Here is a 26,465-nt window from a genome sequence, read left to right as displayed (position 1 = left end):
CAGGAACGTGGAAAGAACTCTGTGGGTACTGGGGTGTCTGGCCCTGTTCCTCCTGTGCCTGTGGCTGATGTACCGAGCCTGGCAGAAGAAGGCCGCGCGGCAGCAGGCACGCATCGGCGAGCTGCCGACGGTGCCCGCCGAGCTGGGCGCGCAACTACTGGAACCGACCACCGGCCTCTACCTGGGCAGCACCATCGCGCCCAGCTGGCAGGACCGGATCGCGGTCGGTGACCTGGGATTCCGGGCGACCGCCGAACTGACGCGGTTCGAACGCGGAATCCTGCTCGAACGCGACGGGGCGACGGTGATCTGGATTCCGCAGGAATCCGTGGTCGCCGTGCGGACCGAACGCGGACACGCGGGCAAAGTGATGACAGAGAATGGTGTGCTGGTAATTCGCTGGACACTGCCGACCGGAACCGAGATCGATACCGGATTCCGGGGCGACGACAAGACGGTGTACCCGGCATGGACCGCGGATGCGACCAGGGCGACGACGGGAGACGACGAATGACGAAGACAAAGGCAGCCCTCGTGCTGGAGGACGGCCGCGTGTTCCGCGGTACCGCCTTCGGCGCCGAGGGCCAGACCCTGGGCGAGGCGGTGTTCTGCACCGCGATGACCGGGTACCAGGAGACCCTGACCGATCCCAGCTACGACCGCCAGATCGTGGTGGCCACCGCCCCGCAGATCGGCAACACCGGTTGGAACGACGAGGACGACGAGTCGGGCAAGATCTGGGTCGCCGGCTACGCCGTGCGCGACCCCTCGACGATCTCCTCGAACTGGCGCGCCACCGGCACCCTGCAGGACCAGCTCGACAAGCAGAACGTGGTCGGCATCGCCGGCATCGACACCCGCGCGGTCGTGCGTCACCTGCGCACCCGCGGCTCGATGAAGGCGGGCATCTTCTCCGGCGCCGCCCTCGCCGACGACGCGGAACTGCTGGCTCGCGTGAACGGTCAGCCCTCGATGCTCGGCGCCGACCTGGCCGAAGAGGTCAGCACCGACGGCATGTACACGATCGAGCCGGTGGGCGACCACCGCTTCACCGTGGTCGCGGTCGACCTGGGCATCAAGACCAACACCCCGCGCATGTTCGCCGAGCGCGGCGTGCGCACCCACGTGGTGCCGTCGAACACCTCCCTCGACGACATCCTGGCGCTGAACCCCAACGGCGTGTTCCTCTCGAACGGCCCCGGCGACCCGGCCACCCAGACCGGCGCGATCGCGCTGACCCAGGGTGTGCTCGAGCGCGGAATCCCGCTGTTCGGCATCTGCTTCGGCAACCAGATCCTGGGTCGGGCCCTGGGCCGCCAGACCTACAAGATGAAGTTCGGCCACCGCGGCATCAACATCCCGGTGGTCGAAGCGGGCACCGGCCGCATCTCCATCACCGCGCAGAACCACGGCTTCGCCCTCGAGGGTGAGAAGGGCGAGGTGTTCGACACCCCCTTCGGCAAAGCCGAGGTCTCCCACATCTGCGCCAACGACGGCACCGTCGAGGGTGTGCGACTGATCGACGGTCGCGCCTTCTCGGTGCAGTACCACCCCGAGGCCGCCGCAGGCCCGCACGACGCCGCATACCTGTTCGACCGTTTCGCCGGTCTCATGGAAGGAGCCTGATGCCTCGCCGCGAGGATCTGAAGCACATCCTGGTGATCGGCTCTGGCCCGATCGTGATCGGCCAGGCGTGCGAATTCGACTACTCCGGTACCCAGGCGTGCCGGGTGCTGCGGTCCGAGGGACTGCGCGTATCGCTGGTGAACTCCAACCCGGCGACCATCATGACCGACCCCGAGTTCGCCGACTCCACCTACGTGGAGCCGATCACCCCCGAATTCGTCGAGAAGGTCATCGAGAAGGAGCGTCCCGACGCCATTCTCGCCACCCTGGGCGGCCAGACCGCCCTCAACACCGCGGTCGCGCTGCACGAGCGCGGGGTGCTGGAGAAGTACAACGTCGAGCTGATCGGCGCCGACTTCGACGCCATCCAGCGCGGTGAGGACCGGCAGAAGTTCAAGGACATCGTCGCCAAGGTCGGCGGCGAGAGTGCCCGCAGCCGGGTCTGTTACACCATGGACGAGGTCCGCGAGACCGTCGCCGACCTGGGTTTCCCGGTCGTCGTGCGCCCCTCGTTCACCATGGGCGGCCTCGGGTCGGGCATGGCCTACAACGACGAGGACCTCGACCGTATCGCCGGTGGCGGCCTCGCCGCCTCGCCGACCGCGAACGTCCTGATCGAGGAGTCCATCCTCGGCTGGAAGGAATTCGAGCTCGAGCTCATGCGCGACGGCCGCGACAACGTGGTCATCGTCTGCTCGATCGAGAACGTCGACCCGATGGGCGTGCACACCGGTGACTCGGTCACCGTCGCCCCGGCCATGACGCTCACCGACCGCGAGTACCAGAAGATGCGCGATCTGGGCATCGCGATCCTGCGCGAGGTCGGCGTCGACACCGGCGGCTGCAACATCCAGTTCGCGGTCGACCCGAAGGACGGTCGCCTGATCGTCATCGAGATGAACCCCCGCGTCTCGCGCTCCTCGGCGCTGGCGTCGAAGGCCACCGGCTTCCCGATCGCCAAGATCGCCGCCAAGCTGGCCATCGGCTACACCCTCGACGAGATCGTCAACGACATCACCGGTGAGACCCCGGCCTGTTTCGAGCCGACCCTGGACTACGTCGTCGTCAAGGCGCCGCGGTTCGCGTTCGAGAAGTTCCCCGGCGCCGACGCCACCCTGACCACCACCATGAAGTCGGTGGGCGAGGCGATGTCGATGGGCCGCAACTTCTCCGAAGCGCTGGGCAAGGTGTTGCGTTCGCTCGAGACCAAGGCCGCCAGCTTCTGGACCCTCGACGACGGACAGTGGGCCCCGCAGGATCCCAGCGATCCGGCGTCGGTGCGCGACGCCATCGAGGCTATCCTCGCCGACCTGCGCGTGCCCACCGAAGGTCGCATCTACCAGGTCGAGCGGGCGTTGCGCTTCGGCGCGAGCATCGAGGAAGTCGCGCTGGCCTCCGGTGTCGACCCGTGGTTCGTCGCCGAGGTCGCCGGCCTGGTCGCGCTGCGCCAGGAAGTGCTCGACGCGCCGGTCCTGGACGAGGACCTGCTGCGCCGCGCCAAGCACTACGGCCTGTCGGACCGTCAGCTCGCCGCCCTGCGGCCCGAGCTCGCGGGCGAGTCGGGCGTGCGCTCGCTGCGCCACCGCCTGGGTGTGCGGCCGGTCTACAAGACCGTCGACACCTGCGCCGCCGAGTTCGAGGCCAAGACCCCGTACCACTACAGCTCCTACGAGCTGGATCCCGGCGCGGAGTCCGAGGTCGCGCCGCAGCGTGAGCGCGACAAGGTGATCATCCTGGGCTCGGGCCCCAACCGCATCGGCCAGGGCATCGAGTTCGACTACTCGTGTGTCCACGCGGCGCAGACCCTCTCGGCCGCGGGCTACGAGACCGTCATGGTCAACTGCAACCCCGAGACCGTCTCCACCGACTACGACACCGCCGATCGCCTCTACTTCGAGCCGCTCACCTTCGAGGACGTCCTCGAGGTGTACCACGCCGAAACCGAGTCGGGCACCGTCGCCGGTGTGATCGTGCAGCTCGGCGGACAGACCCCGCTGGGCCTGGCGCAGCGGCTGACCGACGCGGGCGTGCCGGTCGTCGGCACCTCCGCGGCCGCGATCGACCTGGCCGAGGACCGCGGCGAGTTCGGTGACGTGCTCGTCGCCGCCGGGCTGCCCGCGCCCAAGTACGGCACCGCCACCACGGTCGAGCAGGCCAAGAAGATCGCCGCCGAGATCGGCTACCCGGTGCTGGTGCGCCCCTCCTACGTGCTGGGCGGTCGCGGTATGGAGATCGTCTACGACGAGACCTCCCTCGAGGGCTACATCTCCCGCGCGACCGAGCTCAACCCCGAGCACCCGGTGCTGGTCGACCGCTTCCTGGAAGACGCCATCGAGATCGACGTCGACGCCCTGTGCGACGGCGAGGAGGTCTACCTCGGCGGCGTCATGGAGCACATCGAGGAAGCCGGTATCCACTCCGGTGACTCCGCCTGCGCGCTGCCCCCGATCACCCTGGGCCGCAGCGACATCGAGGCCGTGCGCCGCTCGACCATCGCGCTGGCCAAGGGCATCGGCGTGAAGGGCCTGCTCAACGTGCAGTACGCCCTCAAGGACGACATCCTCTACGTGCTCGAGGCCAACCCGCGCGCGAGCCGCACGGTGCCGTTCGTCTCCAAGGCGACCGCGGTGCCGCTGGCGAAGGCCTGCGCGCGTGTCATGCTCGGCGCCACCATCGCCGAGCTGCGCAAGGAAGGCATGCTGCCGCCCGAGGGCGACGGCGGCCACGTGCCGCTGGACGCGCCGGTCGCGGTGAAGGAAGCCGTGCTGCCCTTCCATCGGTTCCGTCGCGCCGACGGCTCCGGCGTCGACTCGCTGCTGTCGCCGGAGATGAAGTCCACCGGCGAGGTCATGGGCATCGACGCCGACTTCGGCACCGCCTTCGCCAAGAGCCAGGCCGCCGCCTACGGCTCGCTGCCGACCGAGGGCACCGTGTTCGTCTCCGTCGCCAACCGCGACAAGCGCGCCATGGTGTTCCCGATCAAGCGCCTGCACGATCTGGGCTTCCGCATCCTCGCCACCGAGGGCACCGCGGAAACCCTGCGCCGCAACGGCATTCCGTGCGAGCAGGTGCGCAAGCACTCCGACCCGGAAGCCACCGACCCGGCGACCGGCATGCCGGAGGCCTCGATCGTCGAGCAGATCCGCGACGGCGAGATCGACATCGTGTTCAACACCCCCTACGGCAACTCGGGCCCCCGCGTGGACGGCTACGAGATCCGCACCGCCGCGGTGGGCGCGAACATCCCGTGCATCACCACCGTGCAGGGCGCGGCCGCGGCGGTGCAGGGCATCGAGGCGAGCATCAACGGCGGCATCGGCGTGCGCTCGCTGCAGCAGCTGCACTCGGTGCTGCGGGGCTGACATGCACAGCTTCGGTCACCGGTTGCAGCACGCCATGCGGGAATTCGGCCCGCTGTGCGTCGGCATCGACCCCCACCCCGGCCTGCTCCGGGCGTGGGGGCTCACCGAGGACGTCGACGGGCTCGAGGCGTTCGCCGAGATCTGCGTCGAGGCCTTCGACGGCCGCGTCGCCCTGGTCAAGCCGCAGGTCGCGTTCTTCGAGACCTACGGCTCGGGCGGTCTCGCGGTGCTCGAGCGGACCATCGAGGTGCTGCGGGCCTCGGGCACCCTGGTGCTGGCCGACGCCAAACGCGGCGACATCGGTTCCACCATGGACGCCTACGCGCACGCCTGGCTCGGTGACGGCCCGCTGGGCTCCGACGCCGTGACGGTCTCGCCGTATCTCGGGTTCGGGTCCCTGGACCCGGCGCTGAGTCTGGCGCAGGCCAACCATCGCGGCGTGTTCGTCCTCGCGGCGACGTCGAATCCCGAAGGCGCGCAACTGCAGCGGATCACCGCCGCGGACGGCCGCACGATCGCCCAGACCATGGTCGACGAGGCGGCGGCCCGCAACGCGGGCCACGGCTTCGGCTCGGTCGGCGTGGTCGTCGGCGCGACGCTCACCGAGGCGCCGGACCTGTCGGCACTCAACGGCCCCATCCTGATGCCCGGGGTCGGCGCGCAGGGCGGGGGAGCGGACTCCATCCGCGCCCTGGTCCCCGCGGCGAACCTGACGGCCGTGGTGCCCAATGTGTCGCGCGAAGTTCTCAACGCGGGCCCGTCGGTGACGGAGCTGTGCGACAAGATGACTCAGCTGCAGGAGGAGTTCGCCTTCCTTCAGGCCTGACGACAACGAGGGGCCGGGGTGGCGAAATGCTGCCCCGGCCTCGTCGTTTCCATCGCGTTCCGCGGTCAGGCGAGGCAGTAGGTCGCGGTGACCGTCGCGAACAGCGACAACGCGTCCGACGACGCCGCCGAGCCGAGGACCATCGTCAGCGAGCGGCCATCGGTCGACCGGAACGCATACGAGACGTATCCGAGCAGCTCACCGCCGTGCCCCCACAGCTCGTCACCGCACGGTGGGGCGAAACGCTGCAGGCCCAGACCGTAGTGGAAACCCATGCCCATCGGGACGGTCTCGCGCATCCGGTCCAGCGAGGCGGGGCTGATCAGCCGCCCGCCCAGCAACGCGGCGTAGAACGCATCGAGATCGGCTGTGGTGGAGAGCATTTCGCCTGCGGCCCAGTCCAGCGACGGGTTCATCTCGGTCACGTCCACGCGGCCCGCGCCGTCGATGTCGCGATGTGCGGTGAGGGCGGGTGCGGGGAGGCGGGGGTCGTCGCCGGGCACGGTGGTGGCGGTCAACCGCAGGGGAGTGAGAACGCGGTTGCGGATCTCGTCGCCGTAGCGGTGGCCTGTCACGTGCTCGATGAGCAGGCCGAGCGCGATGTAGTTGGTGTTCGAGTACCGGAAGCGGGCGCCCGGCGCGAAATACGGGTCGTGGCGCACCGCGGTGGCGAGCAGATCGCGGGGCGCGTGACTGCGAAATCGATCGTCGCCGCGCCACCGGTTCGTCGACAGGCCGGGTTCCTTCATGTAGTCGTAGAGCCCGCTGGTGTGATTCATCAACTGCCGCACCGTGATCCGGTTTCCGTCGGGAATCGGGTCGGGTAGCTGTGCCGCGATCGAACCATCCAGGTCGACCTTGCCTTCGTCGACCAGTTGCAGCACCACGGTGGCGACGAAGGTCTTGGTGATGCTGCCGATCCGGAACCTGCTGTGTGGGTCGGGCGTGGACTGCCCGGTGCCGCCGTACTGCCACTCCCGTTGCCGTTCCCCCTCGGAGATCCGAAGCACGATGTCGGTATCGGTCCACCGCGCCGCGGCCTCGACCGTGTCCCCGACCACCCGCCAACGCGCCGTCACGAGGACGGTGGCGGCCACCAGCACGGCCGTCAGCACGGTGCCCAGAACGACCGCAGAGGCACGAAACAGTTTCTGTCGCATAGGGTTCGACGCTAGGGGCGCTCCGTGCCGCCAACGAGGGTGCAGGCCCCGCGACCGGGGTGCGGAAAACCCCACCCCTCGACTGCGGTCGCACCCCGCCGACCGGATGGTTGGCGCTACTGATCGCCGAGCGCCGCGTTCCTAGCGTCGAAAGCATGGAAACGACAGGCACTTCGACCGAACTGACCGGCATCGCGGGATGGGCGGTCCAGTTGATGGAACAGCTCGGCGGACTCGGCGCCGGCGTCGCCATCGCACTCGAGAACCTCTTCCCCCCGCTGCCCAGCGAGGTGATCCTGCCGCTGGCGGGGTTCACGGCCGGCCGCGGCCGGTTCGGCCTCGCCGAGGTGCTGCTGTGGACGACGCTCGGTTCGGTCCTCGGCGCGCTGGCCCTCTACGGCCTCGGTGCCGCCCTGGGCCGCGACCGGCTGCGCCGCATCGTCGACCGGCTGCCCCTGCTGCGCCTGTCCGACCTGGACCGCACCGAGGACTGGTTCGCCCGCCACGGCGACAAGGCGGTGTTCTTCGGCCGCATGATCCCGATTTTCCGCAGCCTGATCTCGATCCCGGCCGGTGTCGAACGGATGCCGGTGGGGCGCTTCACCGTGCTGACCACCGCGGGCAGTCTGCTGTGGAACGCGGTCTTCGTGTTCGCGGGGTACTTTCTCGGGGAGAACTGGCACGTCGTGCAGACCTACGCCGGTGTGCTGCAGAAACTGGTCATCGCCGCGGTGCTCGTGGCCACGACGTGGTTGCTGGTCGGCCGTCTTCGTGACCGACGCGGCCGGATCGACGTCCGATGACGACGGTTACCGCACCGCCGATGTCGGGGCGGCGGGCCGAGACCGTCGTGTCGCCGCCGTTCGCCCCGTACGTTGCTGTGACCGTGCGGCGGTCATCGATGTGGCCGGGGCACGGGAGGATCGGGTGATGGGTTCTTCTCCGGCGCGATCGTCGCGCGGCGCCGCGGCGATCGCGGGGTATCTGCTCGGCGTCGTCACCGCGCCGCTCGACCTGCTCGGTGTGCTGGCCGCGCCGGTCGCGATGCCGGTCACCGATCGGATCGTGGCGGTCGAGCGGTGGCGGGTGACGCGGCTGCTCGGTGTTCGCGCGACCGCTGCCCCCGGGGGCGCGCGGGCGGCCGGATATCTGGCGGTTCGCGCGGTGATCGGGTCGGTCGGGGCGGTGGTGCTCGCGCTGTGCGGTGCGGGCGTCGTGGTTGCGGCGGCCCTGGTGTACGGGGCGAGCACCGGCGCCGCGGTGGCGATCGTCGATGCCACCGCACCGGGGCAGATCACCTGGACGACGGTGGCGGTGGTCGTGCTGCCCGGCGCGGTGCTGTGTTTTCTCGGGGTGCAGGGGCTGGTCGGAGTGGTGCGGGCCGAGGCGTGGGCGCTGCGGCGCAGCGTGCGGCCGGGCTCGGGCGAGCTGGCCCAGCGAGTGGCGCAGCTGACCACGACCCGGGCCGAGGTGGTCGACATCATCGACGACGAGCGCCGCCGCATCGAACGCGACCTGCACGACGGCGTACAGCAGCGCGTGGTCGCCCTGTCCATCCTGCTCGGGCGGGTGGAGCGCGAATCCGACGGCGCCGCCAGGGCCGAGCTGCAGCGGCGCGCGATCACCGAGACCGGCCACATCCTCGACGAATTGCGTGAGGTGTCGTGGCGCATCTACCCGGCGATGCTCGCCCGCGACGGACTCCACGCCGCGCTCGAGGCCCTGGTCGATCGGACCCCGCTGCCGACCCGGCTCGACTACGCGCTCACCGAGCGTGCCCCGCACCGGGTCGAATCGGCCTGCTACTTCGCCGCCAGCGAGGCGATCACCAACGCGATCAAACACTCCGGGGCCGCGGCCGTCGCGGTCGGCGTCGAGCGCGACGGGCCGGTCGTGCGCCTGCGGGTGCGCGACGACGGCATCGGTGGCGCCGACCCCACCGGCCACGGGCTCGCGGGGATGGCCACCCGGGTCACCGCGATGGACGGCACGATGAGGGTGGACAGCCCGCCGGGCGGCCCGACGACCGTCACCGTGGAGGTTCCGTGCGAATAACCCTGGCCGAGGATTCCGCGCTGCTGCGCGAGAGCCTGGCCCAGCTGCTGACCGCCGAGGGCCACGAGATCGTGGACTCCGTCGGCACCGCGACCGAGCTGCTCGCCGCCGTGCGGGTCCGGCCGCCCGATCTGGTCATCGCCGATGTCCGGATGCCGCCCGATCACGTCGACGAGGGCATCAGAGCGGCACTGGAGATCCGCCGGGACCAGCCGGGTATCGCGGTCCTGGTGCTCTCGCAGTACGTCGAGCGCAGGCACGCCGCGGAATTCCTGACCGGCACGGGCGGCATCGGCTACCTGCTCAAGGACCGGGTCGCCGCGATCGGCGCGTTCCTGGACGCCGTCGAGCGGGTCGGCGCGGGCGGCACCGCCTTCGATCCGGAGGTGGTGCGTCAGCTGCTGCTGCGCAATCGCGCCGATGCGCCGCTGCACCGGCTGACCGAGCGTGAGCGCGCGGTGCTCGAGCTCATGGCGCAGGGCCTGAGCAATGCCGCGATCTGTCAGCAGCTGTTCGTCACTCGTAGCGCCGTCGAGAAGCACATCAACGCGATCTTCACCAAGCTGGACCTTCCCGCGGGCGAAGCGCACAACCGGCGCGTTCTCGCGATCCTGCAGCACCTGCGCGCGGGTGCGGTCGACGCCTAGCCGGTGCTCGTCGCGGTCAGGCGTGCGCCGCGGCGGGAATCCGGCCGCGCCACCAGCCCAGCGCGCCGACACCGAGCGGCACCAGCAGGGTGAGGAACCCCGACAGCGGCATGTACGCCAGCCCGGCGACGGTCGTGACGGCGAGGGCGGCGAGGACCGGCACCGGGACGAAACCGCGAGCGCGCTCCAGCTCGATCATGGCCAGGCCGAGTCCGATGCCGACCACACCGAACAGGGTGAACCAGAACGACAGTTCGGTGCCCTGATCGCCGGCCGCGAGCAACGCCACCCCCATGATCGTGTGCACGGTCGCGATGAACACCAGGGCGGCCCCAGCCAGCGGAAATCTAGTTCTTGAATTCATGTTCATAAACAGTGCCACTAGGCTGAGCCGGTGGCAAGACCCCGTCTCTTCACCGACGACCAGGTGCTCGACGCGGCCCGTGACCTGCTGGTCGATCCGGCGATCATCCGGCCCGCCATCGCCGCGATCGGCAAGGCCGCCGGCGTGCACACCGGGTCGATCTATGTGCGATTCGCCTCACGTGACGAACTGCTCGCCCGGCTCTGGCTGCGCTCGATCCGGCGTTTCCACGAGGGCCTGCTCGACGCGCTCGCCGGGCCGTCGCCGCTGCTGGCCGCGGCGACCTACCTGCCCCGGTACTGCCGCGAGCACCCGACCGAGGCCAGGGCGATGAAGATGTTCCATCGCGACGAACTGCTCGCGGTCGGTCCCGACGAATTGCGGCACGAGATCGCCACGGTCAACGACGCCATGAACGCCGCCCTGCTGGCCGCGGTGGTCACCGAATTCGGCACCGCCGACGCCGAGACCACCGCCGTCGCAGAGGCCGCGGTGAAGGCGATTCCGTACGGCCTGGTACGTGACTACATCGCCCGCGCGGCGCCGATTCCGGCGTGGATCGACGAGGTCGCCGCGACCGCCACCGGCGCAGTTCTGGATCGTTTCCATTCCCGATCTTGACGACACACTGTGCGAAATCCTGCGACACGCGGGGATTTTCCGGAAACCCGCTGGTCGCGCGCCACCGGGTTTGCGGGGCCTGTGACCGCCACGGGCGCAACCGAATGGCTAACATCGCCCATATCGGCATAACCGCAGGTGGAGATGCATTTTGTGAATTCGGCGGTACGATCGGGGCGGAAGAATCGCCGGTCACCGCATCGGGCCCGCGCGCCCCATACGGCATGCGTAATCCGGCCCTGACCTGGGGGTCGGGTTCGCAATCGGCGGGCGTCGTGGGTACGGTCGCACAGACCGTCCGGGTAACCGGCGGTAGATCTAGCAATGAACGATGAGACGGAGGAACCGTGGCCCTTCCCCAGCTGACTGACGAGCAGCGCGCCGCTGCTTTGGAGAAGGCGGCTGCCGCTCGCCGTGCTCGGGCGGAGCTCAAGGAGCGCCTGAAGCGTGGCGGTACCAACCTGAAGCAGGTCCTCACCGACGCCGAATCCGATGAGATTCTCGGCAAGATGAAGGTCTCTGCGCTGCTCGAGGCTCTGCCGAAGGTGGGCAAGGTCAAGGCTGCCGAGATCATGACCGAGCTGGAGATCGCCCCCACCCGGCGGCTCCGTGGCCTGGGCGACCGTCAGCGCAAGGCGCTGCTGGCTCGCTTCGACTTCGACGCCTGATTCAGGTGGTCGAACACACGCGGAAGGGTCGGCTGGTTGTACTGGTCGGCCCCTCGGCCGTGGGTAAGTCCACGGTCGTGCGGTGCGTGCGGGAACGCCTGCCCGAACTGGTTTTCAGCGTGTCGGCGACGACCCGGGCCCCCCGGCCCGGGGAAGTCGACGGCCGGGACTACCGTTTCGTTTCCCGAGCCGAGTTCGACGCCATGATCGAGGCGGACGAACTGCTCGAATGGGCAGACATCCACGGGGGGTTGCAGCGCTCGGGCACCCCCGCGGCCCCGGTGCGCGAAGCGCTGGAGGCCGGACATCACGTCCTGCTCGAGGTCGATCTGGCCGGTGCGCGATCGGTTCGGCAGGCGATGCCCGAAGCACTGCTGGTGTTTCTCGCACCGCCGAGCTGGGAAGAACTGGTCTCGCGCCTGCGGTCCCGCGGCACCGAGACACCCGAGGTGATCGAGCGCAGACTCGAGACCGCCCGGGTCGAATTGGCGGCCTGTGACGAGTTCGACACGGTCATCGTGAACAGCGAGGTGACGACTGCCTGCGAGCAGTTGGTATCGTTATTCGTTAGCACAAATTCGAGTTCTTGACCCACTAACCCCGCAGGAGCCTCCCCTAGTGAGTACGGACACCGCAGCCGCGCCCGCGTACGACACCCCGATCGGCCTCACCAACCCGCCGATCGACGAGCTGCTCGAGCGCACGTCGTCCAAGTACGCCCTGGTGATCTACGCGGCCAAGCGCGCGCGTCAGATCAACGACTACTACAACCAGCTCGGTGACGGCATCCTCGAGTACGTCGGCCCGCTCGTCGAGCCCGGCCTGCAGGAGAAGCCGCTGTCGGTCGCCATGCGTGAAATCCACTCCGACCTGCTCGAGCACACCGAGGGCGAGTGACAATCTCTTTTCCGGAGGCGTAGAGACCATGCGGATCGTCGTCGGGGTCGGCGGGGGCATCGCCGCCTACAAGGCGTGTGCCCTCGTTCGCCGGTTCACCGAGACCGGCCATCAGGTGCGGGTCATCCCCACCGAGTCGGCCCTGCAGTTCGTCGGTAAGGCGACCTTCGAGGCACTGTCCGGCCAACCGGTGCACACCGGTGTGTTCGCCGATGTGCCCGAGGTGCCGCATGTCCGGATCGGCCAGGAGGCCGATCTCGTCGTCATCGCCCCCGCCACCGCGGATCTGATGGCGCGCGCCGCACAGGGGCGCGCCGACGATCTGCTCACCGCCACCTTGCTGACGGCTCGATGTCCGGTGCTGTTCGCGCCCGCGATGCACACCGAGATGTGGGAGCATCCGGCGACGGTGGCCAATGTCGCGACGCTGCGAGCGCACGGCGCCAATGTCATGGAACCCGCGTCGGGCCGGCTCACCGGCACCGACACCGGTCCGGGCAGGCTGCCCGAGCCGGAGGAGATCTTCGGCCTGGCCTCGCTGCTGCTCGAACGCCCCGACGCGCTGCCCCGCGACCTGACCGGTCGCCGCGTGGTGATCACCGCCGGTGGCACCAGGGAACCGCTCGATCCCGTGCGTTTCCTCGGCAATCGCAGCTCGGGCAAGCAGGGCTACGCCCTGGCCCGGGTCGCCGCCCAGCGTGGCGCCCAGGTGACGCTGATCGCGGGCAACACCATCGAGCTCGCGCCGCCCGCCGCCGTGGACCTGGTCCACATCACCACCGCCGACCAGCTCAAGACCGCGGTCGACAAGCACGCGCTGGGCGCGGACGCGGTGATCATGGCGGCCGCGGTCGCCGATTTCCGTCCGACCCATGTGGCCGCTGCGAAGATCAAGAAGGGCGCAGACGAGCCCGACGTGATCCCGCTGACCAAGAACGAGGACATCCTCGCCGGCTTGGTCGACGCCCGCACCGACGGCAGGCTCGCCGGCACCGCGATCGTCGGCTTCGCCGCCGAGACCGGGGACGACAACGGTGACGTGCTCACCCACGCGCGCGCCAAACTGGCCCGTAAAGGCTGCGATCTGCTCGTGGTCAACGCGGTCGGGGAGGGCAAGGCGTTCGAGGTGGACACCAACGACGGCTGGTTGCTCGGCGCCGACGGCACCGAACAGGCCCTCGATCACGGGTCCAAGGCGCTGCTGGCCAGCCGGGTGCTCGACGCGCTCGTCCCGCTCCTGCGCTGACCGGGTACGGTCGCCGATAGCTTCGCGAGATCTGTTGCGCTGCAAGGATCGTCGCGCAGTGTACGGCGTGTGGACGCCGTCCGTGGGCGCCTTCGCCGGTTCGGTGAACAGTCCGGGACAGTCTGTGTGCACTGCGCCACCTCGTCGGTGGTTTGGAATAGTCTGAGAAGAAGGGTTGTGCGGTAGCACCGAGAAGTTACCGTCACAAGCCGACACGAGTAACCCGTTGAGGGAGAGGGAATAACTGTGCGTACGACAGGTAGTCGGCTATTCACCAGTGAGTCCGTGACCGAGGGGCATCCGGACAAGATCTGTGACGCGATCAGCGATTCCATCCTCGACGCGCTGCTCGCGGCGGACCCGCGCAGCCGGGTCGCGGTGGAGACCCTGGTGACCACGGGTCAGGTGCATGTCGCGGGCGAGGTCACCACCTCCGCCTACGCCGACATCCCGCGGATCGTCCGCGAGAAGGTCCTCGAGATCGGATACGACTCCTCCGCAAAGGGTTTCGACGGAAACTCCTGTGGTGTGAACATCGCGATCGGTGCCCAGTCGCCCGACATCGCGCAGGGTGTCGACACCTCGCACGAGGCGCGTGTCGGCGGTTCCGACGACGAGATCGAACGGCAGGGCGCCGGTGACCAGGGCCTGATGTTCGGCTACGCCACCACCGACACCCCCGAGCTGATGCCGCTGCCGATCGCGCTCGCGCACCGGCTCTCGCGCAAGCTCACCGAGGTCCGCAAGTCCGGCGTGCTGCCGTACCTGCGTCCCGACGGCAAGACCCAGGTCACCATCGAATACGACGGTGACAAGCCGGTCCGGCTGGACACCGTGGTCATCTCGACCCAGCACGCGGCCGACATCGACCTGGACAACCTGCTGGCCCCCGACATCCGGTCGAAGGTCGTCGACGCCGTCATCGGCGATCTGAACCTGCCGACCCTGGACACCTCCGACATCCGCCTGTTGGTCAACCCGACCGGCAAGTTCGTGCTCGGTGGCCCGATGGGTGACGCGGGCCTGACCGGCCGCAAGATCATCGTCGACACCTACGGCGGCATGGCACGCCACGGTGGTGGCGCGTTCTCCGGCAAGGACCCGTCGAAGGTCGACCGCTCGGCCGCCTACGCCATGCGCTGGGTCGCCAAGAACGTCGTGGCCGCCGAGCTGGCGGAGCGCGTCGAGGTGCAGGTCGCGTACGCGATCGGCAAGTCGGCGCCGGTCGGCCTGTTCGTCGAGACCTTCGGCACCGAGAAGGTCGATCCGGCCCGCATCTCAGCCGCCATCTCGGAGGTCTTCGACCTGCGTCCGGGCGCGATCATCCGCGACCTGGACCTGCTGCGCCCGATCTACGCGCCGACCGCGGCCTACGGTCACTTCGGCCGCACCGACGTCGATCTGCCCTGGGAGCACACGGACCGCGCCGACAAGCTGCGCGCGGCCGTCGGCCTGTAAGACCCACCGCCCGCGTGGCAGCGGACGACACGACGACAGCAGCGGGACACCCGATCGCTCGGGTGCTCCCGCTGCTGTCGCCTGCGCACCTGGACCGCGACTTCGACTATCTGGTCCCCCCGGAACTGGACGAGATCGCGCAGCCGGGGGTTCGGGTCCGAGTCCGGTTCGCCGGCCGCCTCGTCGACGGGTACCTGCTCGAACGTCTCCCGCACAGCGAGCACACCGGCAAGATGGTGAAGCTCGAACGCGTCGTCTCCCCGGAGCGCGTCCTCACCCCGGAGATCCTGCGGCTGGCCACCGCCGTCGCCGCCCGGTACGCGGGCACCCGCGCCGATGTCCTGCGCCTGGCCATCCCGCCCCGCCACGCCCGTACCGAGACCGGCGGAACCAAGAAGTCCACTGCTGCAACAGAATCCGCGCTCGACGAAGCGGAACCGGCTGCTGCTGAAGCCGATTCGCCGGCGGACGGCCCGTCGTCACCAGCGGTGGGTCCGGGCGATTGCGTCGAAAAGGATTCGCCCGCAGCGGTTCCGGACGCGGTGGCGAGCGATCCTGTCGATACCACCGCGTGGAACAGGTACCAGCACGGCGGCGCCTTCGTGGCCGCGCTGAGCGCCGGACGCGCACCCCGGGCGGCCTGGCAGGCGCTGCCCGGGGAGGACTGGGCGGCGCGGCTGGCCGAGCTCGCCGCGACCGTGGTCGCGAGCGGTCGCAGTGCCGTGCTGATGGTGCCGGATCAGCGCGACCTGGATCGGCTGCTCGCCGAATGCGTTCGGCTGGTGGGGGATTCGGCCGTCGGGCTGTCGGCCGGGTTGGGGCCCGCCGCGCGGTATCGGCGGTGGCTGGCGGTGCTGCGCGGACAGGCGCGCGTCGTCGTCGGTACCCGCGCGGCCGTCTTCGCGCCCGCGCGTGATCTCGGACTGATCGCCCTCTGGGACGACGGTGACGACACCTACGCCGAGCCGCGGGCACCGTATCCGCATGCCAGGGAAGTGGCGATGCTGCGTGCCCACGAGACCGGCGCCGCCTTCGTCGCGGCCGGTTTCGCCAGGACCGCGGAGATCCAGGCCGTCGTCGAGTCCGGCTGGGCGCGGGACCTGCTCGCCGAACGCCAGGTGCTGCGCGAGGTGATGCCCCGGATCAGCGCGCCCGGCGACACCGACTTCGCGCTGGAACGCGACGCGCTGGCGCGGGCGGTCCGTATGCCCGGTGTCGCGTTCGCCGCCGCCCGCGCGGCGATCAAGGAGAACGCCGCGGTCCTGGTCCAGGTGCCCCGGCGCGGCTATGTCCCCTCGCTGGCCTGCGCGAAGTGCCGGACCCCCGCGCGCTGCAGACACTGCAACGGGCCGTTGGCGTTGCCACAGTCGAGCACGGGCGAAGCCGCGAGCCCGCAGTGCCGCTGGTGCGGCATCACCGAGGCCGCCTTCCGCTGCCAGGCGTGCGGTGCGCGCGCACTGCGCGCGATGGTCATCGGCGCCGCCCGCACCGCCGAAGAACTCGGCCGCGCCTTCCCCGGTGTCCCGATCCGTGGCTCGGGTGGCGGGGAAGTGCTCGACAGTGTCGAACCGGGTGCGCAGGTCGTGGTCGCGACCGTCGGCGCGGAACCGCTGGTGCGGGGCGGCTACGGGGTCGCGCTGCTGCTGGACGGCTGGGCCCTGCTGGGACGGGCCGACCTGCGCGCGACCGAGGACACCTTGCGTCGGTGGATGGGCGCCGCCGCGCTGGTCCGCCCGCGCGGGCAGGTGATCGTGATGGCCGAGCCGTCGCTGCCCACCGTGCAGGCGCTCGTGCGCTGGGACCCGGTCCATCACGCCGCCGCCGAGCTGGCGGCGCGCGCCGAGGTCGGCTTCCCGCCCGCGGTGCGGCTGGCGGCGATCGACGGCACCACCGCCGCCATCGCCGAATTGCTCGAGGCCACCCAGCTGCCGGACCGGGTCGACATCCTCGGACCGGTGCCGCTGCCGCCGACGGCCCGCAAACCCTTCTCCGGCTCCGACCAACCGGCCGAGGTCGAGCGCATGCTGCTGCGGGTGGGCCGGACCGAGGGCGGTCCCCTCGCCCGGGCGCTCACGGCGGCTCAGGCGGTGCGCAGCTCGCATCGGTCCGACGCGCCGTTGCGGGTGCAGATCGACCCGGTCGACATCGGCTGACGGTCGGGTCGGAGGCGCCCGGCGACAGCGGTCGGCCTGGTCGTCGCGCGCCTGCCGCAGTGGTGGTCCCGAACCCTGTCCTACCATGACCTCGGGTGAGCAGAGAGGATCGTGGTGGAGTTCTTCACGACACGCGACGGGACGTACGTGGCGAACGATCTGGCGGTGAGCCGCTGGTCGCCGAATCAGCTGCACGGCGTCGCGGTGTGCGGCCTGCTCGCGCTGGAGGCCGAGAAGCACAGTCCGGGAACGGGATTCGTCCCGGCGCGGCTCTCGGTCGACCTGTTCCAGCAGGTCACCCGGGACCCGATCACGCTGCACAGCGCGGTGGTGCGGGCGGGCAATCGCATCAAGGTCGTCGATTCCTGGCTCGTCCAGCAGGACCAGACGCGGGCCAGGGCGACAGTGACCTTCCTGGCCGCCGCCGACGACCCGCCGGGAACGGTCTGGCAACCGCTGCGGACGCTGCCGGTCCCGACGGAACGACGCGACGATCCGCGGGGTGCCCTTCCACTGTTCAAGTCCGGTGACGGCGACTGGATCACCGACTTCGGCGCGGCGCGTGACGCCGAGCGCAAGGTCACCTGGCAGAACCTGCCGCCGCTGGTGGCCGGGGAACCGTTCACCCCGTTCCAGCGGGCCGCCGCCACCGGCGACCTCACCAACCTCGTCTGCCACTGGGGTTCGCGCGGTGTCGGCTACATCAACGCCGACATGACGCTCACCCTGTCCCGCCTGCCGGTGGGCCCGGAACTCGGCATGCAGGCCCTCGACCACGTCGGCAACGCCGGTGTCGCGGTGAGTACCGCGACGATGTACGACCGCGAAGGCCCGCTCGGCACCTGCGTGATCACCGCCGTGGCCAACGACCGGCGCCGGTCGGCCCCCGCGCACCGTGGCGAACCGGTGCCCGCGACCGCCGAGGGCTGAGACCGGCACCGATGAATTCGGGGTGCCCGCGTCGTCTGCACTGACGACGGCGCACGCCCGCGCGTCCCCGAACCGTGCCTGGAGGCCCCGTGGCGACACCTCTCTCCCGCGACGAGCTGTGGGCGATGACCCACGCCGAACGGGCGGCCCTCGCCGACGATCTCGCCGGTCTGGACGACGCGCAGTGGGCCCGGCCGTCGCTGTGCGGGACCTGGGTGGTCGAGGAGGTCGTCGCCCACCTGACCGCCGCGGCGAGCATCGGGCGACTGCGCTGGCTGGCCAGTGTGCTCGGCGCCCGCTTCGACTTCGATCTGCACAATGCCCGGCGGCTGGCCGAGCACCGCGGGGCCACACCCGCCGAGACGCTCGCCCGGTTCCGATCGATCGCCACCAGCACGACCGCGGCGTCCGGGCACACCGCGGCCTGGCTCGGCGAGGTCGTCGTGCACGGTCAGGACATCCGGCGTCCGCTCGGGCTGCCCACCACCCCGACGACGGCCGCCGCCACCGCGGTCGCCGACTTCTACGCGAGCCGCGATTTCACCGTGCCCAGCCGGACCACCATCGCCGGCCTGCGCCTGGACGCCACCGACGGGCCCTTCGCCACGGGCGCCGGTCCGCTGGTCACCGGTCCGACGATCGCGCTGGTGATGGTCATGGCGGGCCGCAGCACCTACGCCGACGACCTCACCGGGCCCGGCCTGCCGACGCTGCGAGCCCGCCTGGCCGAGAAGCCCTGAGCGGGCCTGGACCCTGCTCAGAGATACAGCGCGCGCTGCCGCAGCACCCACTGCGCGTACGAGGTCGCCGGGCGACCGAGCACCCGCTCGATATCGCCGCTGACCTCCTGCTCGGCCGTGGTCGGCGTGCCCAGGATGGTCAGCGTGTGGTCGGCGACCGCCTCCGGCATGAAGCGCAGCATGTTCGCCTTCGCCTGCGCGGCGTCGAGTTCGACGAAGCTGATCGGCTCGTCGACGGCCGCGGCGATCGCGGCCGCTTGCTCTCGCGGGGTCACGAGCGCCGGACCGGTCAGCGTGTAGGCGCGTCCGGCATGCCCATCGGCGCGCAGGGCGACGGCGGCGACCGCGGCGATGTCGCCCGGGTCGACCGCGGGCAGGCCGACGTCGCCGAACGGCGCGGCGACAGTGCGCGCGGTGCGCACCGGCTCGATCCAGGCATAGGTGTTGGAGAAGAACGCGCCCGGCCGCAGCACGGTCCAGGCGAGGTCGGACTCCGCCAGCGCCCGCTCGAACGCGATGGTGCGCGCGTAGCCGGCGGAGTCGGGCCGGGTCACCGCGCCTTGCGAGGACACGAACACCACCCGGCCGATACCGGCCGCGGACGCGGCCTTCAGCAGCTGAGCGGGCTCGGGCCCGGTCATCAGCTGCTCGCCGGTGATCAGCAGGAACAGTGCGTCCGCGCCCTGGAGCGCGGGGGAGAGGCTGTCGAGGTCGCCCAGGTCGGCCACGACGTGCTCCACCCCCGCGGGCAGGTCGACGGGCGCGGCGCCACGCGACACGGCCCTGACCCGCTCACCCGCCTCGGCGAGCAGGCCGACGAGCGTGCGGCCGATATTGCCGGTGGCACCGGTGACGACGATCATGAGAACTCCTTGAGTTAGTTGGCTGACTAACTCACCGTAGCAACGATCGACGGGGCTGTCTATAGTTAGTTGCATGACTGACTCAGTGGCGCAGGGGCGGCCGAAGATCGGGAAGCGGGAGCGGCTCGTGGCGGCGGCCGCGCGGGTCTTCTACGAGCAGGGCGTCGAGAAGACGACCATCGCCGACATCGCCGCCGCGGCCGACGTGCCGGTCGGCAACGTCTACTACTACTTCAAGACCAAGGATCAGTTCGTCCAGGCCGTCATCGACACGCACGCGGGGGTGCTGGCGGAGATCGTCGCCGGGATCGAGCCGCTGCCCGGCCCGGCCGAGCGTTTGAAGGCGATGGTCGCGAGCTGGGTGGAGCAGCGCGATCTCGCCGCGCGCTACGGCTGCCCGACCGGCTCGCTGGCCGCCGAACTCGACAAGCGTCCCGATGCCTTCGGCGGCGAACCGGCACGGCTGATGAGCCTGCTCATCGACTGGGCTCGGGGGCAGTTCGCCGAACTCGGCAGGCCCGACGCTGCCGAACTCGCCGTCGCCTTCGTCGCGGCATATCAGGGAATCTCCTTGCTCGCCAACACCTTCCGCGACCCCGGCCTGATGGTGACCGAGGGTGCGCGGTTGGCGCGCTGGATCGACGAGCTGGCCGGGCGGGGCTGAGCTCACCCGGCGGGCTGCCAACCCGAGCACAGCAGATCGATCGTGGTGATCCGGTCCCGAGCGGTCGTCAGGAACGCCCGCTGCTCGGCGATCCTGGCCGCGCCGGGATCGTGGGTCGGCCGCATCCGGACCAGCCAGTGCAGGGCGAGCTTGTCGCCGCGGCGTTCGTGACCGGCGTCGACGACGGCGAAGTCGTCCGGTCCGCCGAACCAGCCGCGAAACCGGTCGATGGTCGCGTCCGGGCCCAGCGCGTCGAACGGGCCGGGCGGGATGAGGCCGCGCAGGCGCGCTTCGGGAGCGAGGCAGGCGGTCATGGCGGTGAAGTCGCGCCGGATCAGTGCGGCGAGAAACGCGTCGGCGACCGGGGATTCGGTCGACTTCGGGGGGAGGGTGGACGTGGTCATATCGGAAGTGTCGGCTCCGCGGGGCGGCCGGACATCGGGCGATCACCCGATCTTCGCGCGCTGATCCTCGTCCGGCAGCAGACCGTGGCGCATCGCGAACACCGCGGCCGAGCCACGGCTGTGCACCCCGATCTTGGTGTAGATGTGCTCGATGTGGCTGCCCGCGGTGCGCCAGGCGCGGCTCCGTCATGGTGATTTCAGAGGACCCCTTGCGCTCGATGCATTGTCGATATATCGTCGATAACGTCAAGAACAACGAGAGAGCCTGAGGAGGCTGTCATGCACAACGCAGAGAATCGAGAATTCGGACACTTCGGTCGCGGTCGTGGACCCGGCCCCGCGGAATTCGGTCCCGATCGGCGGCAGTTCCGCCGGGGCGGGCGACACGGGCACGGTCCCGAGTTCGGGCCGGGCTTCGGCCCCGGGTTCGGCCCGGGTTTCGGTCCCGGCTTCGGTCGTGGACGCGGCCGCGGCGGCCGGGGCAGGCGCGGTGACGTGCGCGCCGCGGTGCTGCTGCTGCTCGTCGAGCGGCCCATGCACGGCTACGAGCTGATCCAGCAGATCCGCGAGCGCAGCGACGACATCTGGCGTCCGAGCCCGGGGTCGATCTACCCCGCCCTGGCCCAGTTGGAGGACGAGGGACTGGTGCTTATCGAGAAGGTGGCCGGTCGCAAGACCGCCCAGCTCACCGGCGAGGGCAAGGCCTATGTCGAGGCCAATCGCGAGGAACTCGGTGACCCGTGGGCCGAGGTCAAGCAGGACGTCGGCGCCCAGGCGCTGGATCTGCGCGGCCTGGTCGGGCAGGTCATGGGCGCGGTCGGTCAGGTCGCCCAGGTCGGGACGGCGGAGCAGGCGGCCAAGGCCGCCGAGGTGCTCACCGAGACCCGGCGGGCGCTGTATCGGATCCTCGCCGAGGACGATGTCACGCCCGGGGACGACCCCCGATAATTCAGGGCACTCATACCCTCTTCCCGGGGGTGCGAAACCTGTGCGGACGGTGTAATTCTTTGGGATATGGAACAGCCGCGGCGCAGGTGGGTTTGGGGAACGGCACAAAGGCGACGAACGGGCGCGATCGCCTTAGCCGTGGCCGCGGTGTTCGCGGCGACGCTGACCTCGCCCGCCGCCGCCGAACCGGCCGGATACCGGCCCGCCCTGGTGCCGAACGAGCCGGGTCCCCGGCAAACCGACCATCTCGCCGCCGCCCGCTACCTCGACACGCATCCCACCGCGGTTCCGTTGGGGGTCAACAACTTCGGCTGTAAGCCGACCGCCGACCATCCGCGTCCGGTGGTGCTCGTGCACGGTACCGACTCGAGCGCGTACTCCGATTGGGCGGGTATCGGTCCGCAGCTCGTGGACGCGGGCATGTGCGTGTTCGCGCTCAACTACGGCGGCGCGCCGGGCGCCGACACCTACGGCACCGAGGACATGCGGGTCAGCTTCGCCCAGCTCGCCGCGTTCGTCGACGACGTGCTGGCGGTCACCGGGACCACGAAGGTCGACCTGGTCGGCTTCTCCCAGGGCGCCACGGTCAGCCGCTACTACGTCAACAAGCTCGGCGGGGCGGCGAAGGTCGGCACCTGGGTCGGCCTCGCCTCGCCCAGCTACGGCGGCGTCATGTACGGCCTGGTCCCGGTGGGGCAGGCGGTGCCCGGGATGATGGACGTCTTCGCCGAGGTCACCTCGACGGCGGCGGTCCAGCAGGCGCAGGGCGAGCCGCTCATGGTCGAGCTCAACGCGGGCGGCGACACCGTGCCCGGCGTCCGCTACGTCACCGTCGGCAGCCGCGTGGACGAGATGATCCAGCCCTTCGACAACATCGCCCTGCACGGCCCGGGCGCGGAGAACCTGGTCCTGCAGGATCTGTGCGCCGACGACCTGACCGGACACTTCCACATGGTCTACGACCCGTTCGTGCAGCAGCTGCTGCTGCGGGTGCTGGATCCGGCCCACGCGCCGGCGCCCGTGTGCACACCGGTCGCGCTCGGCACCGGCATTCCCCAGGTGATCATCGCCGGGAACTCCTGACGACCACGCCGGGCGGGAGCATCGGCCGCGGTCACTAGAATGGGACGACCGCACTTCGTCCAGCCGGGAGCCGCCGCGTGACCATTCAGCCCGTTCGCCTGTTCGGCGATCCGATTCTGCGTTCCCGTGCGGATGCGGTCACCGAGTTCGGTGCCGAACTCGGTCAGCTCATCGCCGATCTCACCGAGACCATGCACGACGACGGCGGGGTCGGGATGGCGGCGCCGCAGATCGGGGTCGGGCTGCGGGTGTTCGTCTACGACACCGGCGACGCCGCGGGCCACGTGGTGAACCCGCAGTGGTCGGCGATCGGCGACGAGGAGCAGGTCGGGCCGGAAGGCTGCCTGTCGATCCCCGGCGTGCGTTACGACGTGCGCCGGGCGTTGCGGGTCGAGGTCTCCGGCGTCGACAGCGCCGGTGCGCCGGTCGAATTCGAGGCCGAGGGGCTGCTCGCGCGGTGTGTGCAGCACGAGACCGATCACCTCGACGGCGTGCTGTTCGTCAGCAAGCTCGAGCCCGGCGACCGGAAGGACGCGATGCGGACCATCCGCGAATCCGACTGGTTCCGCAACGGCGTCACCGTGCGTGAGTCCAGCGGTGTCGGCGGTGGCCGCTGATGCGCGTCGTCTTCGCAGGCACCCCCGAACCCGCGGTGCCGTCGCTGCGGCGGCTCATCGACAGCGATCGGCACGAGGTGATCGCCGTGGTCACCCGGCCCGACGCCGTCGCCGGTCGCGGTCGCAAGCTGCTGCGCTCGCCGGTCGGTCAGCTCGCCGACGAGCACGGCATTCCGGTACTCACCCCCCGCAAGCCGGCCGACCCCGAGTTCGTCGCCGCGCTGACCGAGCTCGCGCCGGACTGCTGCCCCGTGGTCGCCTACGGTGCGCTGCTGCCCCAGCAGGTGCTCGATATTCCCGTCCACGGCTGGATCAACCTGCACTTCTCGCTGCTGCCCGCCTGGCGCGGCGCGGCACCGGTGCAGGCGGCGATCGACGCCGGTGACGACATGACCGGCGCGTCGACCTTCCGCATCGAGGCCGGGCTCGACACCGGCCCGGTGTACGGCGTGATGACCGAGAAGATCAACGTCACCGACACCGCGGGCGAGCTGCTCGGTCGGCTGGCCGAGGGCGGCGCGGTCCTGCTGGAGCGGACCCTCGACGGAGTGGAAGACGGGACGCTGCAAGCGATTCCGCAATCCACCGACGGCGTGTCCTACGCGCCCAAGGTGACCGTGGAAGCGGGCCGGATCCGGTTCGACGAGCCCGCACTGGCCATCCACCGCCGCATCAGGGCCGTCACCCCGGCGCCCGGCGCGTGGACCGAGATGAACGGACTGCGGCTCAAACTGGGCCCGGTCGAGATGGTGGAGGAAACCTTGCCCGAAAGCGAGATCGAGGTGCGCAAGTCCGGCGTCTTCGTCGGTACGTCGACCACAGCGATCCGGCTCGGGCAGGTCCAGCCACCCGGTAAGAAGATGATGAACGCCCTCGACTGGGCCCGCGGCGCGCGCCTGGCACCGGGTCAGGTGATCGGATGAGCGCCTCCGATCGCCGGCGCCGCCGGGAAGCCGACGCCCGCGGCGGCACGACGCCCCGGGACGAGAAGAAGGTCGCCGGCAAGGACGTCGACGGCGGCTGGGCGGCGCGTGCCGCCAAGGGCGGCGGGACGGTCCGCGCGGGCGGCGCAGCTCCGCAGCGCACCGGCGGTGCGCGCTGGGCGGACGCTCGCGGTGAGGCCGCCGACCGGCGGTACGGCGGTACGGACGACCGGCGCGAGAGTGCCAGTGGGCGTGGCGCGAGCGACTGGCGTCGGGACGAGCGGGGCCGGGGCTCGAGCGGCAGCGACGAGGGCGCTCGTGGCGCGGGCGACCGGCGGCGTGGCGCGGACGATTCGCGCGGTGGCGGCGAGAGGGGTCGTGCGAGCGATCTCCGGGGTCGCGGTGGCGATCGGAGTCGTGGGGACGACCGGCGCGCGTCTGCGGATGATCGCGGTGGCGACGGCACACGGGCGAGCGGTCGCGCCGACGATCGGCGTGGTCGGGACGACCGATCGGGTGGTCCGCAGGGTCGTGGTGGTGCGACCGGCGGTCGGCCTGCCGGGGATCGCGGTGCGCGCGTGACGGATTCGCGCGGTGGCGCCGGGGATTCTCGTGGGGGCGCGGGGCGCGACGGTGGTGCTCGCACGGGCGGCGATGCCGCGCGTGGTGGCAAACGGCCGGCGAGTGAGCGTGGCGGTAGCCAGGCCGGGCGAGGTACCGAGCGCAGGCGTGAGGATCGGCCGGATCCGAGTGTGCCGAGTCCGCGCAAGCGGCGCGGCGAGCCCGTCGATCCGGCGCGCGAAGTGGCCCTCGATGTGCTGCGCGCGGTACGTGATCGCGATGCCTACGCCAACCTGGTGCTGCCGAAGCTGTTGCGCGAGCGCAAGATCAGCGGACGCGATGCCGCGTTCGCGACCGAACTCACCTACGGTGCGAGCCGGTCGCAGGGGCAGCTCGACGCGGTGATCGCGGCGTGCGCCGGCCGCCCGGTCGCCGAGATCGACGGGCCGATCCTCGACATCCTGCGCCTGGGCGTCTACCAGCTGCTGCGCACCCGCACGAGCGCGCACGCCGCGGTCGACACCTCCGTCGACCTGGCCCGCGCCGAATTCGGCCAGGGCCGTGCCGGTTTCGTCAACGCGGTGCTGCGCCGGGCGGGGGAGAAGACGGTCGAGCAGTGGGTGGCCGAACTGGCGCCCGCCGATCCCGTCGGCGGTCTCGCCTTCGAATACGCCCATCCCACCTGGATCGCCCAGTCCTTCGCCGACGCGCTCGGCGCGCGGGCGGGCGAGCTGGGCGCGCTGCTGGCCGCCGACGACGAGCGCCCGGTCGTGCACCTGGTCGCGCGGCCCGGTGAGATCACCGCCGAGGAACTCGCGCTGGTCACCGGCGGCGAGGAGGGGCGCTGGTCGCCGTACGCGGTGTACCTCGACGGCGGCGACCCCGGTCAGCTGGAGCCGGTCCGCGAGGGCATCGCGGCCGTCCAGGACGAGGGCAGTCAGCTGGTCGCCCTCGCGCTGACCAGGGCGCCCCTGGACGGCCCGGATCAGGGCCGCTGGCTCGATCTCTGCGCGGGCCCGGGTGGCAAGGCGGCCCTGCTGGGCGCGCTGGCCGCGATCGACCTGTTCACCGTCGACGCCGTCGAACCGGCCGAGCACCGGGCCGAACTGGTCCGCAAGTCCACCCGTGGGCTGCCGGTCACCGTGCATGTCACCGACGGCCGCGACAGCGGGCTGACCCCAGGCTACGACCGTATCCTCGTCGATGCGCCGTGCACGGGTCTCGGCGCGCTGCGCCGCCGTCCGGAAGCGCGCTGGCGGCGCACCCCGGCCGATGTGCCGGAACTGGTCACCCTGCAGCGCGAACTGCTCGCCGCCGCCTGGGACCTGCTGCGCCCCGGCGGGGTGGTCGTGTACTCGACCTGCTCGCCGCATCTGGCCGAAACCGTCGGCGTCGTCGGCGATTTCGTCCGCCGCTCGGGCGCCGAGCAACTCGACACCCGCGAGTACCTGCCCGGTGTCACCGATCTGGGCGACGGCCCGTCGGCACAGTTGTGGCCGCATCGCCACGGCACCGACGCGATGTTCCTCGCGGCCCTGCGCAAACCGCTCGGCTGACCCGGCGCCGCCGACGCGGCGGTGTCGACATCACGCCAGGTACCCGCTGCGCTGCGTCGCCGCGGGCCGCGCTGCCCTCGTCGGAGTTGGACC

At 70.7% G+C, this 26,465-nt stretch carries 27 protein-coding genes; 23 read left to right on the top strand and 4 right to left on the bottom strand.

Features of this window, described 5'->3' with window-relative positions; all coding sequences use genetic code 11:
• The first annotated feature begins 7 nt into the window (after positions 1–7).
• The 4 genes from Q7X29_RS22875 to pyrF are packed head-to-tail and all read left to right on the top strand — an operon-like array spanning position 8 to position 5,814.
• Entirely contained in the window at positions 8–514 is a 507-nt protein-coding gene (locus Q7X29_RS22875) for a PH-like domain-containing protein (protein WP_218721672.1), read from the top strand.
• Positions 511–1,626, top strand: a complete 1,116-nt coding sequence (gene carA, locus Q7X29_RS22870) for a glutamine-hydrolyzing carbamoyl-phosphate synthase small subunit (RefSeq protein WP_218721673.1) — start codon at positions 511–513, stop codon at positions 1,624–1,626. Before Q7X29_RS22875 ends, carA begins: the two co-directional genes overlap by 4 nt.
• Positions 1,626–4,988, top strand: coding sequence for a carbamoyl-phosphate synthase large subunit (carB, locus tag Q7X29_RS22865; RefSeq protein WP_218721675.1), 3,363 nt, complete (start codon positions 1,626–1,628; stop codon positions 4,986–4,988). Before carA ends, carB begins: the two co-directional genes overlap by 1 nt.
• 1 nt (position 4,989) lies before the next feature.
• Positions 4,990–5,814: an orotidine-5'-phosphate decarboxylase gene (pyrF, locus tag Q7X29_RS22860; RefSeq protein WP_316575316.1), complete on the top strand. Its 825-nt coding sequence runs from the start codon at positions 4,990–4,992 to the stop codon at positions 5,812–5,814.
• A 65-nt stretch (positions 5,815–5,879) separates the two neighbouring features.
• On the opposite strand, the gene Q7X29_RS22855 is transcribed toward pyrF, so the two are convergent.
• Positions 5,880–6,974, bottom strand: coding sequence for a serine hydrolase domain-containing protein (locus Q7X29_RS22855; protein WP_218721679.1), 1,095 nt, complete (start codon positions 6,972–6,974; stop codon positions 5,880–5,882).
• A gap of 155 nt (positions 6,975–7,129) precedes the next feature.
• On the opposite strand from Q7X29_RS22855, the gene Q7X29_RS22850 reads away from it, so the two are divergent.
• From Q7X29_RS22850 to Q7X29_RS22840, 3 genes are all read left to right on the top strand, one after another.
• On the top strand, positions 7,130–7,777 hold the full coding sequence (locus tag Q7X29_RS22850) for a DedA family protein (RefSeq protein WP_316575315.1): 648 nt from the start codon (positions 7,130–7,132) through the stop codon (positions 7,775–7,777).
• Positions 7,778–7,904: 127 nt separating this feature from the next.
• A complete protein-coding gene (locus tag Q7X29_RS22845) occupies positions 7,905–9,029 on the top strand; it encodes a sensor histidine kinase (protein ID WP_316575314.1) in 1,125 nt (374 codons plus the stop codon).
• Positions 9,020–9,676, top strand: coding sequence for a response regulator transcription factor (locus Q7X29_RS22840; protein ID WP_218721683.1), 657 nt, complete (start codon positions 9,020–9,022; stop codon positions 9,674–9,676). The genes Q7X29_RS22845 and Q7X29_RS22840 overlap by 10 nt, the downstream gene beginning before the upstream one ends.
• A 16-nt stretch (positions 9,677–9,692) precedes the next feature.
• Here Q7X29_RS22840 and Q7X29_RS22835 read toward each other — a convergent pair whose 3' ends face one another.
• Entirely contained in the window at positions 9,693–10,040 is a 348-nt protein-coding gene (locus Q7X29_RS22835) for a DUF6463 family protein (RefSeq protein WP_316575313.1), read from the bottom strand.
• A gap of 30 nt (positions 10,041–10,070) precedes the next feature.
• Here Q7X29_RS22835 and Q7X29_RS22830 point away from each other — a divergent pair, with 30 nt between their 5' ends.
• From Q7X29_RS22830 to Q7X29_RS22790, 9 genes are all read left to right on the top strand, one after another.
• Positions 10,071–10,661 (top strand): TetR family transcriptional regulator, encoded by a 591-nt coding sequence (locus Q7X29_RS22830; protein ID WP_316575312.1) that lies wholly within the window; start codon positions 10,071–10,073, stop codon positions 10,659–10,661.
• Positions 10,662–11,008: 347 nt separating this feature from the next.
• The gene (mihF, locus tag Q7X29_RS22825; protein ID WP_043653536.1) at positions 11,009–11,329 is read left to right on the top strand and encodes an integration host factor, actinobacterial type; all 321 of its coding nucleotides are present in this window, start codon (positions 11,009–11,011) and stop codon (positions 11,327–11,329) included.
• A gap of 5 nt (positions 11,330–11,334) precedes the next feature.
• Positions 11,335–11,919: a guanylate kinase gene (gene gmk / locus Q7X29_RS22820; protein ID WP_218721686.1), complete on the top strand. Its 585-nt coding sequence runs from the start codon at positions 11,335–11,337 to the stop codon at positions 11,917–11,919.
• Positions 11,867–12,226 carry a DNA-directed RNA polymerase subunit omega gene (gene rpoZ / locus Q7X29_RS22815; protein ID WP_374104921.1) on the top strand — a complete coding sequence of 120 codons (360 nt, stop codon included), beginning with the start codon at positions 11,867–11,869 and terminating at the stop codon, positions 12,224–12,226. Before gmk ends, rpoZ begins: the two co-directional genes overlap by 53 nt.
• A 28-nt stretch (positions 12,227–12,254) precedes the next feature.
• Positions 12,255–13,472 carry a bifunctional phosphopantothenoylcysteine decarboxylase/phosphopantothenate--cysteine ligase CoaBC gene (gene coaBC, locus Q7X29_RS22810; RefSeq protein ID WP_218721690.1) on the top strand — a complete coding sequence of 406 codons (1,218 nt, stop codon included), beginning with the start codon at positions 12,255–12,257 and terminating at the stop codon, positions 13,470–13,472.
• A gap of 246 nt (positions 13,473–13,718) precedes the next feature.
• A complete protein-coding gene (gene metK / locus Q7X29_RS22805) occupies positions 13,719–14,930 on the top strand; it encodes a methionine adenosyltransferase (protein ID WP_218721692.1) in 1,212 nt (403 codons plus the stop codon).
• Between the two features lie 14 nt (positions 14,931–14,944).
• Positions 14,945–17,083 (top strand): primosomal protein N', encoded by a 2,139-nt coding sequence (locus tag Q7X29_RS22800; RefSeq protein ID WP_316575311.1) that lies wholly within the window; start codon positions 14,945–14,947, stop codon positions 17,081–17,083.
• Between the two features lie 147 nt (positions 17,084–17,230).
• Entirely contained in the window at positions 17,231–18,013 is a 783-nt protein-coding gene (locus Q7X29_RS22795) for an acyl-CoA thioesterase domain-containing protein (protein WP_308248679.1), read from the top strand.
• Positions 18,014–18,102: 89 nt separating this feature from the next.
• On the top strand, positions 18,103–18,753 hold the full coding sequence (locus Q7X29_RS22790; RefSeq protein WP_316575310.1) for a maleylpyruvate isomerase family mycothiol-dependent enzyme: 651 nt from the start codon (positions 18,103–18,105) through the stop codon (positions 18,751–18,753).
• Positions 18,754–18,770: 17 nt separating this feature from the next.
• Here Q7X29_RS22790 and Q7X29_RS22785 read toward each other — a convergent pair whose 3' ends face one another.
• Positions 18,771–19,616 (bottom strand): SDR family oxidoreductase, encoded by an 846-nt coding sequence (locus Q7X29_RS22785; protein ID WP_218721695.1) that lies wholly within the window; start codon positions 19,614–19,616, stop codon positions 18,771–18,773.
• 73 nt (positions 19,617–19,689) lie between these two features.
• Here Q7X29_RS22785 and Q7X29_RS22780 point away from each other — a divergent pair, with 73 nt between their 5' ends.
• Positions 19,690–20,280: a TetR/AcrR family transcriptional regulator gene (locus Q7X29_RS22780; protein WP_218721697.1), complete on the top strand. Its 591-nt coding sequence runs from the start codon at positions 19,690–19,692 to the stop codon at positions 20,278–20,280.
• Between the two features lie 2 nt (positions 20,281–20,282).
• Here the strand turns inward: Q7X29_RS22780 and Q7X29_RS22775 are convergent, their stop codons facing one another.
• Positions 20,283–20,684 (bottom strand): nuclear transport factor 2 family protein, encoded by a 402-nt coding sequence (locus Q7X29_RS22775; protein ID WP_316575309.1) that lies wholly within the window; start codon positions 20,682–20,684, stop codon positions 20,283–20,285.
• 279 nt (positions 20,685–20,963) lie between these two features.
• On the opposite strand from Q7X29_RS22775, the gene Q7X29_RS22770 reads away from it, so the two are divergent.
• The 6 genes from Q7X29_RS22770 (at position 20,964) to Q7X29_RS22745 (ending at position 26,372) form a co-directional block, all read left to right on the top strand.
• Complete coding sequence (locus Q7X29_RS22770; RefSeq protein ID WP_218715833.1) at positions 20,964–21,632, top strand: PadR family transcriptional regulator; 669 nt, start codon at positions 20,964–20,966, stop codon at positions 21,630–21,632.
• Positions 21,633–21,698: 66 nt separating this feature from the next.
• Complete coding sequence (locus tag Q7X29_RS22765; protein ID WP_374104811.1) at positions 21,699–22,715, top strand: esterase/lipase family protein; 1,017 nt, start codon at positions 21,699–21,701, stop codon at positions 22,713–22,715.
• Positions 22,716–22,792: 77 nt separating this feature from the next.
• Positions 22,793–23,332, top strand: coding sequence for a peptide deformylase (gene def / locus Q7X29_RS22760; RefSeq protein ID WP_218715832.1), 540 nt, complete (start codon positions 22,793–22,795; stop codon positions 23,330–23,332).
• A complete protein-coding gene (fmt, locus tag Q7X29_RS22755; protein ID WP_316575308.1) occupies positions 23,332–24,255 on the top strand; it encodes a methionyl-tRNA formyltransferase in 924 nt (307 codons plus the stop codon). Before def ends, fmt begins: the two co-directional genes overlap by 1 nt.
• Positions 24,256–24,573: 318 nt before the next feature.
• Positions 24,574–24,837, top strand: a complete 264-nt coding sequence (locus Q7X29_RS22750; RefSeq protein WP_218718268.1) for a hypothetical protein — start codon at positions 24,574–24,576, stop codon at positions 24,835–24,837.
• A 170-nt stretch (positions 24,838–25,007) separates the two neighbouring features.
• Entirely contained in the window at positions 25,008–26,372 is a 1,365-nt protein-coding gene (locus tag Q7X29_RS22745) for an RsmB/NOP family class I SAM-dependent RNA methyltransferase (RefSeq protein ID WP_218718267.1), read from the top strand.
• Positions 26,373–26,465: the final 93 nt, after the last annotated feature.

Origin of the sequence: Nocardia canadensis (assembly GCF_032656385.1) — a bacterium.
Taxonomy (GTDB): domain Bacteria; phylum Actinomycetota; class Actinomycetes; order Mycobacteriales; family Mycobacteriaceae; genus Nocardia; species Nocardia canadensis.
This window is presented reverse-complemented; position numbering and strand designations above follow the sequence as displayed.